Source organism: Streptomyces sp. WAC 04229 (assembly GCF_003947455.1).
GTDB lineage: Bacteria > Actinomycetota > Actinomycetes > Streptomycetales > Streptomycetaceae > Streptomyces.
Genome location: NZ_QHJH01000056.1, coordinates 1 through 13,262, shown reverse-complemented (window position 1 = coordinate 13,262; position 13,262 = coordinate 1). Strand labels below are relative to the sequence as shown.

The window sequence follows — 13,262 nt, the reverse complement described above, 5'->3', positions numbered from 1 at the left end:
TCGGCCCTCCCTCCATCGGGTCCGGGTGTCCGTCGGCAGGGTCCCGCGGGGCCACACCCCCCGGAACCGCGCGACCCTGCCCTGTCTCCCCGGAGACAAGTGCGGGGCCGCCGTGTTGTCTGCGCGGTGACAAGTTCGCCCGGGCCGCCGGAGATCCGGTGCCGACCCGTTGTCAGTGCGCTCCGCGCCGAATTAACGTGCGCCCGCAGCGCGTATCCGATTGACGTCCGCTGGAGGTGATATGGGAATCGAAGTAGTGGTCGAGGGTCTGACCAAGTCCTTCGGTAAGCAGAGCATCTGGCGGGACGTATCACTCACTCTTCCGGCCGGCGAGGTCAGTGTGATGCTGGGCCCGTCCGGAACTGGTAAGACCGTATTCCTGAAGTCGCTCATAGGGCTGCTCAAACCCGAGAAGGGCCGTGTCCTCATCAACGGAGTGGACATGGTGAACAGTCCGGAAAGAGACGTCTACGAGACCCGGAAACTCTTCGGTCTCATGTTCCAGGACGGCGCCCTCTTCGGGTCCATGTCCCTTTTCGACAACATCGCCTTCCCACTGCGGGAACACACCCGCAAGAAGGAGTCCGAGATCCGTCGCATCGTCATGGAGCGGATCGAGGTCGTCGGACTGCTGGGCGCGGAGGGAAAGCTTCCCGGGGAGATCAGCGGAGGCATGCGCAAGCGCGCCGGACTGGCCCGCGCGCTCGTCCTCGACCCGCAGATCATCCTGTGCGACGAACCGGACTCCGGGCTCGACCCGGTCCGCACCGCCTACGTCTCCCAGCTGCTGATCGACCTGAACGCCCAGCTGGACGCGACGATGCTGATCGTCACCCACAACCTCGACATCGCCGCCACCGTCCCCGACAACATGGGGATGCTCTTCCTGCGCGAGCTTGTCACCTTCGGCCCGCGCGAGGTGCTGCTCACCAGCGACGAGCCGGTCGTCTCCCAGTTCCTCGGCGGCCGGCGCGAGGGCCCCATCGGGATGTCCGAGGAGAAGGACGCGGCCACGCTCGCCGCGGAGGCGGGTGCCGCCTCCGCCGTCCCCGCCGCGCCCCGGGTGATCGTCCCGCAGCTGGAACCGTCGCCCGGCCTGCCGCCGCGCAAGGCCGTCGCCCGACGACGTCAGCGTGTCATGGGCATGATCGACACGCTGCCGCCCGCCGCGCGGTCCGCCATCCGGGAGACCTACGCGAAGGACTCCGAGGCGGCCACCCTGCCGATGCCCGCCGCCGGGAGCGGCGCGTGATCACCGGCGCGCTGCGGCAGACCGGCCGGCTCTTCGCGCTCGCCGCCGAGGTCGTCCGGGCCGTCTTCCGACGGCCCTTCCAGTTCCGCGAGTTCGTCGAGCAGTTCTGGTTCGTCGCGAGTGTGACCATCCTGCCCGCCGCCCTCGTGTCGATCCCCTTCGGTGCCGTCATCGCCCTCCAGGTCGGCTCGCTGACCGAGCAGCTGGGAGCCCAGTCCTTCACCGGCGGCGCCAGCGTCCTCGCCGTCGTCCAGCAGGCGAGCCCGCTCATCGTGGCCCTGCTGATCGCCGGCGCCGGCGGCTCGGCCATCTGCGCCGACCTCGGCTCCCGCAAGATCCGCGAGGAACTCGACGCCATGGAGGTCATGGGCGTCTCGCCGGTGCAGCGACTCGTGGTGCCCCGGGTCCTGGCCGCCATGGGCGTGGCGGTCCTGCTCAACGGCCTGGTCTCCGTCGTCGGCATCCTCGGCGGCTACTTCTTCAACGTCGTCATGCAGGGCGGCACCCCCGGCGCCTACCTCTCCAGCTTCTCCGCCCTCGCCCAGCTGCCCGACCTGTACGTCAGCGAACTCAAGGCGCTGGTCTTCGGGTTCATCGCGGGCATCGTCGCCGCCTACCGCGGCCTCAACCCGCGCGGCGGCCCCAAGGGCGTCGGCGACGCCGTCAACCAGTCCGTCGTCATCACCTTCCTCCTGCTCTTCTTCGTCAACATGGTGATGACGGCCGTCTACCTCCAGATCGTCCCGCCGAAGGGAGGCTGACCGATGGCCTCCCCGCTCGTCTGGCTCGACCGGTCCGGCGACCAACTGCTGTTCTACGTACGGGCCCTGCTGTGGATACCGCGGACCCTGCGCCGCTACCTCAAGGAGGTGCAGCGCCTCCTCGCCGAGGTGGCCTTCGGCTCCGGCGGCCTCGGCGTCATCGGCGGCACCATCGGCGTGATGATCGCGATGACGCTCTTCACCGGGACCGTCGTCGGACTCCAGGGCTACGCGGCCCTCGACCAGATCGGCACCGCCGCGTTCACCGGGTTCGTCTCCGCGTACTTCAACACCCGCGAGATCGCCCCCCTCGTCGCCGGACTCGCCCTCTCCGCCACCGTCGGGGCCGGCTTCACCGCCCAGCTCGGCGCCATGCGCATCAACGAGGAGGTCGACGCCCTGGAGGGCATGGGCATCCGCTCCATGCCCTACCTGGTCACCACCCGCATCATCGCCGGCGTGGTCGCCATCGTCCCGCTCTACGCGATCGGGCTGCTCTCCTCCTACCTCGCCTCCCGCTACGTGACCGTCCTGTTCAACGGGCAGTCGCGCGGCACGTACGACCACTACTTCAACCTCTTCCTCTCCCCGACGGACGTGCTGCTCTCCGTACTGAAGGTGCTGATCTTCAGCGTGATGGTGATCGTCGCCCACTGCTACTACGGCTACCGCGCCTCGGGCGGCCCCGCCGGCGTCGGCGTCGCCGTCGGCCGGTCCGTGCGCAACGCCATCGTGCTGATCAGCGTCACCGACTTCTTCCTGTCGCTGGCCCTGTGGGGCGCGACCACGACCGTGAAGGTGGCGGGGTGAGATGAGCGGACCGCGGGGAAAGACGCTGGGCCACCGGTTCGCCGGGGTGGTGTTCCTGCTGGTGCCCGCCCTGCTGATCTGGCTGGCCGTCGCCGTCTACGACAAGGAGTTCACCGAGTCCGACCCGGTGGTCGTGGAGACCGGCAGCGCGGGCAACCAGATGCACCCGGGCGCCGAGGTGAAACTGCGCGGCGTCGTCGTCGGCGAGGTCCGCGACATCGACGCCGACGGTGCCGGGGCCCGGCTCACCCTCGCCATGAAGCCCGGCTCCCTGGAACACGTACCGTCCGACGTGCGCGCGCAGATGCTGCCGACCACCCTGTTCGGCGAGCGCTTCGTGGCCCTCGTACCGCCCGAGAACCCCTCGGCCGAGCCGCTGGCCGCCGGAGCCGTCGTCCCCCAGGACCGCTCCGCCAACGCCATCGAGCTCCAGCAGGTGCTCGACGACGTCCTGCCGATGCTCACCGCCGTCCAGCCGCAGAAGCTCGCCGCGACCCTGTCGGCCGTCTCCCAGGCCCTGGAAGGGCGCGGCGAGCGGCTCGGCGAGACGCTGAGCCTGCTGGACGAGCACCTGGAGGAGTTCAACCCCAACCTGCCCGCCCTCAACCGCGACCTCAAGGAACTCGTGAAGGTCAGCCACGTCTACGCGGACGCCGCGCCCGACATCATCACGGCGCTCACCGACTTCACCACCACCAGCGGCACCCTCGCCGAGCAGGAGGCCGAACTCGCCGCCACTCTCGGCGCCACCACCCGGACGTCCGAGGACGTGACCGCCTTCCTGCGCAAGAACCGGGACAACATCATCCGGCTGAGCGCCACGAGCAGGCCGACCCTGGAACTGCTCGCCGAGTACTCCTCGGCGTTCCCCTGCACCCTGCGCACCCTCGCCGAGTTCGTCCCGGCCATGGACAAGGCGCTCGGCAAGGGCACCGACCGGCCCGGCATCCACGTCGACGTCACCACCGTCCCCTCGCGCGGCGCCTACCGCCCCGGCCGCGACACCCCGGTGTACGACTCCGGCGGCGGCCCCCGCTGCCCCTCCGTGCCGTACGTCGGCGCACTGCCCCGGCCCACCGCGCGGACCGCGTCCACCGCGGCGGACCAGGACCTCGGGCCCGCCAACTCCCCGTCCGAGAACGACCTCGTCAACGAACTCCTCGCCCCCGCCGCCGGCGAGAGCCCCGAAGACCTGCCCGACTGGAGCAGCCTGCTCGTCGGCCCCGTCTACCGCGGTACGGAGGTGACGCTCCGATGACCGGTGCCGACAGCGCGCACACCCGGCGCCGCCCGCTGACCGGGCCGCTGCTCAAGTCCCTCGTCTTCGTGGTGGTCACCGCCCTCGCCACGACCGTGCTCGGCCTCGGCGTCGCCGGCGGCGGTGCCGGCTCCGACGCCGGCGCCCGGACCTACAAGGCCCTGTTCACCGACGTCACCGGGCTCATGGACGGCGACAGCGTGCGCATCTCCGGAGTGCCGGTCGGCGAGGTGACCGACGTGCGCGTCGTGCACCGGCGCACCGCGCAGGTCACCTTCACCGTCCGCGAGGACCGCACGCTGCCCCGCTCGACCACCGCCGCCGTGAAGTACCTCAACATGGTCGGCCAGCGCTACGTCGCCCTCGGCCGCGGCAGCGGCGACCTCACCGGCACCCTCCCGGAGGGCGGCACGGTCCCGCTCGACCGCACTACGCCCGCGCTCGACCTGACCCTGCTCTTCAACGGCTTCAAGCCGCTGTTCGAGGGGCTCTCCCCGAAGGACGTCAACGAACTCGCCGGGTCGATCGTGCAGGTGCTCCAGGGCGAGGGCGCCACCGTCGACAGCCTGATCCGCCACATCGGCTCCCTCGGGACGACCGTCGCCGCCAAGGACAAGGTGATCGGCCAGGTCGTCACGAACCTCACCACCGTCCTGGACACCCTCAACGACCGCGAGGACAGCTTCGACGACCTCGTCGTCACCCTCCAGCAACTCGTCACCGGCTTCAACGAGGACCGCAAACCCCTGGGCAAGGCCGTGACGGCCATGGGCGAACTCACCACGGTCACCGCCGGCCTCCTCGAGGACGGCCGGGAGCCCCTCAAGAAGGACATCCGCGAACTGGGCCGGCTCTCGGCCAACCTCGGCGAGCACACCCCGCAGATCGAGGACTTCCTCGAACGGACCCCCGCCAAGATGACCGCCCTGACGCGCCTGTCCTCCTACGGATCGTGGTTCAACCTCTACCTCTGCGAGGCCCGCGTGAGCGGAGTGACCACCTCCGACGGCTCCGAACCGCCGACCGGTATCGCGATCACCGAATCGAGGTGCCGCGGATGAGGCGCCCGCACCTCAAGCCCGTCAAGGAACGCGACCCCGTCGGCGTCGGCCTCGTCGGACTGCTCGTCCTCGCCGTGATCGCCGTCCTCGTCTACCACGTGGACCGGCTGCCGCTCGGCGGCTCCACCTCCTACAGCGCCGACTTCTCCGAGGCCGCGGGCCTGGACGAGGGCGACGAGGTGCGCATCGCCGGCGTCAAGGTCGGCAAGGTCACCGGCGTCGCCCTCGACGGGCCCAAGGTGAAGGTCACCTTCGAGGTCGAGGACGCCTGGCTCGGCGACCGGACCACGGCCGCCATCGCCATCAAGACCGTCCTCGGCGACAAGTACCTGGCGCTCGACCCGCTCGGCGCCGCCCGCCAGGACCCCGGCAGCCGCATCCCGCTGACCCGCACCACCTCCCCGTACGACGTCACCCAGGCGTTCCAGGACCTCAGCGGCACCGTCGACGACATCGACACCCAGAAGCTCGCGGAGAGCTTCGAGACCATCTCCGCCACCTTCGCCGACTCCCCGCCCCACGTCCGCAAGGCCGCCACCGGCCTGTCCGACCTGTCCCGCTCCGTCTCCAAGCGCGACTCGGAACTGTCGGAACTCCTCAAGGGCAGCGCCAAGTTCACGCAGACCCTGGAGAACAAGAAGTCCAGCTTCGAGACCCTCATCGAGGACGGCGGCTCACTCCTCGGTGAACTGCGGGACCGCCGCGCCGCCATCAGCGCCCTGCTCAAGGGCAGCCAGGACCTCGGCATCGAACTCGGCGGCCTCGTCAAGGACAACGAGAAGCAGCTCGGCCCGACCCTCAAGGCGCTCGGCCGCGTCACCGGAGTCCTGGAGAAGAACAACGCCCAGCTCGGCAAGACCCTCGCACTGGTCGGCCCGTACTACCGCCTGGTCGGCAACACCCTCGGCAACGGCCGCTGGTTCGACAGCTACCTCTGCGGGGTCGTGCCCCGTGCCTACCTGCCCGAGGCCTCCCAGCCCGAGACCGGATGCCTGCCGCCGAAACAGCCGGCCGCGGCACAGGGGAGCGGTGAGTGATGAACCGACGCCGGAAGATCCTCACCGGTCTGCTCGCCCTCGCGGTGCTCGCGGCCGCCGGACTGGTCACCGCCCGCGCCATCGAAGCCGACGGCACCCGCCTCACCGCCTACTTCGACCGCGCCATCGGCGTCTACGCCGGATCCGACCTGCGCGTCCTCGGCGTCCGGGTCGGGGAGGTGGAGTCGGTGCGCCCGCAGGGCACCACGGTCCGGGTCGGCCTCCGCCTGGACGAGGGGGTGCGGGTCCCCAAGGGCGCGCGGGCCGTCGTCGTCGCACCGAGCGTCGTATCCGACCGCTACGTCCAGCTCACCCCCGCCTACGCCACGGGCCCCGCCCTCGCCGACGGCGCCGTCCTGCCCGCCTCCCGCAACCACGTCCCCGTCGAGATCGACCAGATCTACGACTCCATCACCGAACTCGGCGACGCCCTCGGCCCGGACGGCGCCAACTCCGAGGGCGCCCTGTCCGAACTGCTGCGCACCGGCGCCGCCAACCTCGACGGCAACGGCGAGGCCATCGGCACCGGCGTCGAGGAGTTCGGCAAGGCGGCCAAGACCCTCGACGGCAGCAGCGGCGACCTGTTCGAGACGCTCAGCAGCCTCCAGACCTTCACCACCATGCTGAAGGACAAGGACACCGACGTGCGCACCGCCCAGGAACGCCTGGACGAGGTCGTCGGCTTCTTCGCCGACAACAAGGACGACCTCACCGGCGCGCTGGAGGAACTCGGCAAGGCCCTCGGCCAGGTCAAGACCTTCATCGAGGACAACCGGGGCGAGCTGAAGAAGAACGTCGACCGGCTCGTCCCCCTCACCCGGACCCTGGTCGAGCAACGGGCCTCGCTGGCCGAGGCGCTGGACGTGGCCCCCCTGGCCGCGGGCAACGTCGTGAACGCCTACAACCCCGACACCCGCACCCTCGACGGCCGCGCCAATCTCAATGAGATCAGCATCGGCGGCCCCCTGCTGCCGCTTCCCGTGACGGGCGCGACCGACGGGACGAAGGGAGACGGCCGATGAAGCGCGGCACCCTCACCGCCGGCCGGGCCGCCGGGCTGACCGCGGGCGGACTGATCGCCCTCGGCCTCGGCTTCGCCCTGGCCCTCGGCGGGATCACCGTCGTGCCCCGCGGCTTCGGTGGCCTCGACGACCTGCCGCTGCCCGGCGGCGCCGACCTCGGCGACCACCCCCGCACCGTCACCGCGGAGCTCCAGGACGTGCTCAGCCTGGTCCCGCACTCCGCGGTGCGCGTCAACGACGTCGCCGTCGGCCGGGTCACCGGCATCGAACTCGGCGACGACGACTGGTCGGCCCGCGTCACCATGGAGATCAACGGCGAGGTGCGGCTGCCCGCCGACACCACCGCGCGGCTCGAACAGTCCAGCCTGCTGGGAGAGAAGTACATCCAGCTCGTCGCACCCGCCACGGAGACCGGAGCCGGCCCCCTCGAGGACGGAAGCGTCATCCCGCTGGCCCGCACCGGGCGCAACACCGAGGTCGAGGAGGTGTTCGGCGCGCTGTCCCTGCTGCTCAACGGCGGCGGCGTCAGCCAGCTCAAGACCATCACCCGGGAACTGGGCGCGGCGCTCGGCGGCCGCGAACCCGAGGTCCGCTCCATGCTCAAGCGGGTCAACACCCTGGTCGGCGACCTCGACGACCACCGGGGTGACATCACCGACGCCCTCGACGCCGTCAACCGGCTCTCCTCCACCCTCGCCACCCGCAAGGAGGACGTCGGCACCGTCCTCACCGGCCTCTCGCCCGGCCTGAAGACGCTGGAGAAGCAGCGCGGCTCCCTGCTGACCATGCTGCGCTCCCTCGACACGCTCTCCGGCGTCGCCGTCTCCACGATCAACGCGAGCAAGGACGACATGATCGCCGACCTCAAGGCCGTCGCGCCGACGCTGAAGGCGCTCGCCGACGCGGGCACGGACCTGCCCGACTCGCTCCAGGTGCTGCTGACCTACCCGTTCACCGACGAGGTGCTGCGCGGCGTGAAGGGCGACTACCTCAACACGTACCTGAGCATGGTCGCCGTGCCCGGCACCGAGGTGATCCCGCCGATCGTGCCCGAGGGCACACCGGCGAAGAAGCGCTCCTCCGCACCCTCGGAGCAGCGCTCCTCCTCGCCCCTGCCACTGCCCTCCGTGTCGGGGTCCGGAGGAGGTGAGCGCGGGTGATCACCCTCGCCGTACGGCTGAAAAACCTCGCCTTCCTGCTCGTCGCCGTCCTCGCCCTCTCCTACCTCGGCATCCGCTACGCCGATCTCGGCCGGTACGTGGGCGTCGCCGACTACTACACCGTCGACGTACAACTTCCGCGTACTGGAGGTCTGTTCACCCACTCCGACGTCACCTACCGGGGCGTCTCGGTGGGCCGCGTCGGCCCGATCGATCTCACCGCCGAGGGCGTCGTCGCCGAACTGCGCATCAGGAAGTCCGCGCCCCGCATCCCGGCCGACACCAAGGCCGTGGTCGCCGGGCTCTCCGCCGTGGGCGAGCAGTACATCGACCTGCGGCCCGAGAGCGACGGCTCCCCCTACCTGGCCGACGGCGCCCGCGTCGAACAGGCCGACACCCAGGTGCCCGCACCCGTCACCGACGTCCTCACCAGCGTCGACGACCTCGTGGGCTCCGTCCCACTGGAGGATCTGCGCACGGTCGTCGACGAGTTCGGCAAGGCGTTCGAGGGGCACGGCGACGACCTCCAGGTGCTGCTCGACAGCGGCAGCGACTTCGTGGAGGCCGCCGACCGGGCCCTGCCGTCCACCACGCTGCTCATCAACGACGGCGAGACCGTCCTGCGCACCCAGGCCGAGGAGTCCGAGGCCATCCGCGGCTTCGCCGTCGGAGCCGAGGAACTGGCCGCCGCCCTCAAGGGCTCGGACGCCGACCTGCGCCGCCTTCTCGCGGTCACCCCCGAGGCCGCCACCCAGGTCAGCGGCCTGCTGCGGGACCTCGACCCGAGCCTCGGTGTCGTCCTCGCCAACCTCCTCACCACCTCCGAGGTCGCCGTCACCCGGCAGCGCGGCATCGAGGAACTCCTCGTGAAGTACCCGGCGGCCGTCTCCGCCGGTGCCACCGCCGTCGACGGAGGGAAGCTGAACCTCGGCATGGCCGTCACCTTCTTCACCCCCCTGCCCTGCACCGACGGGTACGGCGGTACGCGCTACCGCAACGGCCTCGACCTCGGCACCGCGCCCGCCCTCAACACCGGCGCGGCCTGCACCGCCCCGGCCTCCGGCGGGTCCAACGTGCGCGGCTCGGGGAACGCCCCGAAGGGCGGCGCGGTACCCGAACCGGCCCGGCCCGGCTCCCTGCCCTCGGGCGGCGCCGGCACCCAGGGCAGCGGCGGCGCGGCACTCCCCGGCGCCCTCGCGCTGCCCGGACTGAGCGGCGAGGCACCGTCCGACCTGTCCTCGCTCCTCACCCCGGCCACCGGCGGTGCGCGGTGAGGCGGGCGCGGATCCTCACCGGAGCGGCGCTCGCCCTGGCCCTCGGCGTCTGCGCCACCGGTGCCTGGACGTACGCCCAGGCACGCACCGACGACTCGCTCGCGTACTCCAGGGAGCGGGACGAGGCGCTCGCCGACGGCCGCGAGGGCATCGCCGTACTCACCACGCTCGACGCCTCCACCCGGCAGCGTGCGGAGCGGAGCATCCGGGACTGGCGCGCCGTCTCCACCGGGCCGCTGCGCGAGGAACTCGGCGGCACCGAGCCCGCCGTGGGCTCCTCGGCGCGCGCCACGGTCACCGAGGCCGCCGTCACCGCGCTCGACACCCGGTCCGGCACGGCCAAGCTCATCGCCACGGTCCGGGTCGAGGTCACGCCCGCCACGACGAAGAAGCCGGCCACCGACCGCAAGCGCCTGGAGGCGGTCCTGGCCCGCACCGGCGAGGGGGAGTGGAAGGTGCGAGCGCTGAGCGCCGTACCGGTCGAGGCGGAGAAGGAGGGCGAGGAGCGATGACGACGGAGCCCGTCCTCGAGACCGCCCCCGCGGACGCGCCCGGAGACGACCCCGCCGGCCGCCCGCCGGGCGGGCGCCTGCGGCGCGCCGTGCCGGCCGTCACCGCCGCCGTCCTCGTCCTCGGCGGCTGCGGCTTCTTCTACGCGGCCCACCAGGAGAGATCGGCCGCACCCGCCCGCAACCGAGCGCTCACCGACACCGAGGCCACCTCCCGCGTCGCCGGCGACGTGGGCAACGCCCTCGCCCGGATCTTCTCCTACACGCCGGACGGCACCTCGGCCGCCGAGCGCTCCGCACGCACCGTGCTCGACGGCCGCGCCGCCCGCCAGTACGAAACCCTCTTCGCCCGGGTCCGCGACGACCTCACCGAGCAGCGCGTCACCCTGAGCACCCGGACCGTCCGCACCGGAGTGATCGAACTCGACGGCGACGAGGCCCGCCTGCTGGTCTTCCTCGACCAGACCTCCCACCGCGGAGGCGACGAGGACAAGGCCAAGGGCGGCGCCAAGGGCGGCGCCAAGGACGGCGCCAAGGACAGCGCCAAGGGTGCGACCACCACCGCCGCGGCCCAACTCACGGTCACGGCACGTCTCCAGGGCGACCGCTGGCGGATCGTCGACCTCAAGGCCCGCTGAACATGCGGCAGACGGGAGTACCCATGAAACGCGCGGCCCGCGTCCGCACCGGACTCCGCCTCCGGCCGCTGCCGGCCCTGGCCCTCGCGCTCACCCTCGTCGCGGGCGGCTTCGCGGCGTGGGCGGGCCAGGACTGGTACGGGGCGGCCCACGACGAGCAGGCCGCCTACGCCGAGCAGCGGGACGCGGCGCTCAGCGCCGGGGAGCAGGCCGTGCAGAACCTCAACACGCTCGACCACCGGGAGCTGCAGCGGGGCCTGGACCTCTGGGAGTCGTCGACCACCGGCGAGCTGCACGAACAACTGGCGTCCGGCCGAGCTGAGTTCGCCGACCAGGTGAAGGAGGCGAAGACGGTCAGCACGGCCCGGGTGCTCTCGGGCGCCGTCACCGAACTCGACGACCGCGCCGGCCGTGCGCGTGTGCTGGTCGCCCTGCGCGTCACCGTCAAGGCGTCCGACGGCTCGAAGTCGGACAAGGACAGCCGCATGCTCGGCGAACTCACCCGGACCGACGGCCGGTGGAAGCTGAGCGCCCTGGGCCAGGCACCCGTGGGCGGCGCACCGGCCGGCTGACCGGTCCCGTACCCGCAGAAGGCCGGCCGCAGCGAGGAGGACACCGCACATGTCGACGACCCGTCACCACATCAACCGCCAACGGCGCCGCCAGGCCCGCGAGACCAGGCCCACCTCCGGTGGCACGGCCGTCCTGACGCCCCCGGAGGCCGCCGAAGAGCCGCCGCCGTCCTCCGCACGGAAGCCGAGGCCGAGGGACGCCGCCGCCGAGCCCGAGCGGGCGAAGCCCACCCCGGCCGGACGGCGCCGGCCACTGGGCCTGGTGCTGCTCTGCGCGCTGACGGTCCTCCTCGGCGTCTTCGCGGGCTGGGCGCACGCGGAGGCCGGGGCGCTCCGGGACGAGCCCGCGCGCGGCAACACCGCGCTGACCGACCTCGCCCGCACCAGCGAGATCAAGGGACAGACGACCAAGGCCGTCGACCGGCTCTTCTCCTACGACCACGCCGACCCCGGCGCCCTCGACAAGGCGGCCCGGGAGCTCCTGACGGGCAAGGCGTCCACCCAGCACCGGGAACTGCTCGCCGACGTCCGGGAACGGGCCGACCGGCAGAAGGCGGTGATCACCACGACGGTCACCGAGAGCGCTGTCGAACGGATCGACGGCGACCGTGCCCGGGTCCTCGTCTACGCCGACCAGAGCAGTGTCGCCACCGCCGGCACGAAGGCGGGCGAGAAGGCCGGCCAGAAGAAGGACGCCGCCGAGGACCAGGGCGTGTACGCGGCGGCCATGCTCGCCGTCGACGTCGTGCACCGCGACGGACGCTGGCTGGTCTCCGCCCTCGACACCTTCGGCCGCTGAGGCCACCCCTCCCACATCGTCTCCGACGGATCCGACAGGAGTGACGACCATGCCCGTACGCCGTGCCCGGCACCGGTACGCCGGCCGGAGCCGCAGGAGGCTGCGCACCACCGCCCTCGCCGTGGCGGCCATGGCGGCCCTCACCGCCTCCCAGGCCCCCGGACTCACCGGGGACGCGGAGGACACCCACGCAGGACCGGCCGCCGACGACCTGCCCCTCTCGCCGCCGGGCGGCCCGTTCGCCGCCCTCGCGCCGCCCGGTGACGGCTCCTACCACACCGAACTCCCGCCCCTGGCGGCACGGAACGGCACACCCGCCCTCGCGCCGGTCCTCGGGCCGGAGATCCGCGCCCAGTCCGGCATCCCGGCCACGGTGCTGCGCGCCTACCGCGCCGCCGAGGCCGCCGTCGGCAGGACGGACCCCGGCTGCCGGCTGCCCTGGGAACTGCTCGCGGCGATCGGCAAGGTCGAGTCGGGCCAGGCGCGCGGCGGCGCGGTCGACCGGAAGGGCACGACGCTGAGCCGCATCACCGGGCCGCCGCTGAACGGCCGGGGCTTCGCCCTGATCCGGGACACGGACGGGGGCGCCCACGACGGCGACACGGTCTACGACCGGGCGGTGGGCCCGATGCAGTTCCTGCCCTCGACCTGGGCCCGTTGGGGGGCGGACGGCAACCGAGACGGCCGCGCCGACCCGAACAACGTCTTCGACGCGGCCCTGGCGGCCGGGCACTACCTGTGCGCGGGCGACCGGGACCTGGGCCGGGCGGCGGACCTGGACCGGGCGGTCCTGAGCTACAACAACTCCCGGGCCTACGTCGAACTGGTGCGGTACTGGCTGGAGTTCTACAGCCGGGGCGTCCACACCGTGCCGGACGGCAAGGGCGTCGTCCCGAAGAGCCCCGGCGCGGGAGGAGACACCCCCGCGACCGAGCCCGTCGACGGCGGGGGCAAGGATCCCGAGGGCCGGGAGGACGGCATCGACATCGGCCCGGACCCGACGACCACACCGTCGAGGCCGGCCCCCTCGCCCTCGCGCCCGGCACCGACGAAGAGCCCGGACCCCTCCACCCCGACGGCGGCCCCGACGAGCCAGGAGCCCTCCGACC

At 72.2% G+C, this 13,262-nt stretch carries 14 protein-coding genes; all 14 read left to right on the top strand.

The window, feature by feature from the left end; genetic code table 11:
* Window positions 1–241: 241 nt before the first annotated feature.
* Window positions 242–1,252, top strand: a complete 1,011-nt coding sequence (locus DMH12_RS17410) for an ABC transporter ATP-binding protein (protein ID WP_161332337.1) — start codon at window positions 242–244, stop codon at window positions 1,250–1,252.
* Window positions 1,249–2,013: an ABC transporter permease gene (locus DMH12_RS17405; RefSeq protein ID WP_064727728.1), complete on the top strand. Its 765-nt coding sequence runs from the start codon at window positions 1,249–1,251 to the stop codon at window positions 2,011–2,013. Before DMH12_RS17410 ends, DMH12_RS17405 begins: the two co-directional genes overlap by 4 nt.
* Window positions 2,014–2,016: 3 nt before the next feature.
* Window positions 2,017–2,823, top strand: a complete 807-nt coding sequence (locus tag DMH12_RS17400) for an ABC transporter permease (RefSeq protein ID WP_122620285.1) — start codon at window positions 2,017–2,019, stop codon at window positions 2,821–2,823.
* Window position 2,824: 1 nt separating this feature from the next.
* Window positions 2,825–4,081, top strand: a complete 1,257-nt coding sequence (locus tag DMH12_RS17395) for an MCE family protein (RefSeq protein ID WP_125492499.1) — start codon at window positions 2,825–2,827, stop codon at window positions 4,079–4,081.
* The gene (locus DMH12_RS17390) at window positions 4,078–5,142 is read left to right on the top strand and encodes an MCE family protein (RefSeq protein ID WP_125492498.1); all 1,065 of its coding nucleotides are present in this window, start codon (window positions 4,078–4,080) and stop codon (window positions 5,140–5,142) included. The genes DMH12_RS17395 and DMH12_RS17390 overlap by 4 nt, the downstream gene beginning before the upstream one ends.
* The gene (locus DMH12_RS17385) at window positions 5,139–6,179 is read left to right on the top strand and encodes an MCE family protein (protein ID WP_125492497.1); all 1,041 of its coding nucleotides are present in this window, start codon (window positions 5,139–5,141) and stop codon (window positions 6,177–6,179) included. Before DMH12_RS17390 ends, DMH12_RS17385 begins: the two co-directional genes overlap by 4 nt.
* Window positions 6,179–7,201 carry an MCE family protein gene (locus DMH12_RS17380; protein ID WP_125492496.1) on the top strand — a complete coding sequence of 341 codons (1,023 nt, stop codon included), beginning with the start codon at window positions 6,179–6,181 and terminating at the stop codon, window positions 7,199–7,201. The genes DMH12_RS17385 and DMH12_RS17380 overlap by 1 nt, the downstream gene beginning before the upstream one ends.
* Window positions 7,198–8,361: an MCE family protein gene (locus DMH12_RS17375; RefSeq protein ID WP_125492495.1), complete on the top strand. Its 1,164-nt coding sequence runs from the start codon at window positions 7,198–7,200 to the stop codon at window positions 8,359–8,361. Before DMH12_RS17380 ends, DMH12_RS17375 begins: the two co-directional genes overlap by 4 nt.
* Window positions 8,358–9,635, top strand: coding sequence for an MCE family protein (locus DMH12_RS17370; RefSeq protein WP_125492494.1), 1,278 nt, complete (start codon window positions 8,358–8,360; stop codon window positions 9,633–9,635). Before DMH12_RS17375 ends, DMH12_RS17370 begins: the two co-directional genes overlap by 4 nt.
* A complete protein-coding gene (locus DMH12_RS17365; protein ID WP_125492493.1) occupies window positions 9,632–10,147 on the top strand; it encodes a hypothetical protein in 516 nt (171 codons plus the stop codon). Before DMH12_RS17370 ends, DMH12_RS17365 begins: the two co-directional genes overlap by 4 nt.
* A complete protein-coding gene (locus tag DMH12_RS17360) occupies window positions 10,144–10,782 on the top strand; it encodes a hypothetical protein (protein ID WP_260474241.1) in 639 nt (212 codons plus the stop codon). Before DMH12_RS17365 ends, DMH12_RS17360 begins: the two co-directional genes overlap by 4 nt.
* A 23-nt stretch (window positions 10,783–10,805) precedes the next feature.
* On the top strand, window positions 10,806–11,354 hold the full coding sequence (locus DMH12_RS17355; protein ID WP_125492491.1) for a nuclear transport factor 2 family protein: 549 nt from the start codon (window positions 10,806–10,808) through the stop codon (window positions 11,352–11,354).
* A gap of 49 nt (window positions 11,355–11,403) precedes the next feature.
* The gene (locus DMH12_RS17350; RefSeq protein ID WP_125492490.1) at window positions 11,404–12,153 is read left to right on the top strand and encodes a hypothetical protein; all 750 of its coding nucleotides are present in this window, start codon (window positions 11,404–11,406) and stop codon (window positions 12,151–12,153) included.
* Between the two features lie 49 nt (window positions 12,154–12,202).
* On the top strand, window positions 12,203–13,262 hold a 1,060-nt coding region (locus tag DMH12_RS17345), incomplete at its 3' end, for a lytic transglycosylase domain-containing protein (protein WP_125492489.1).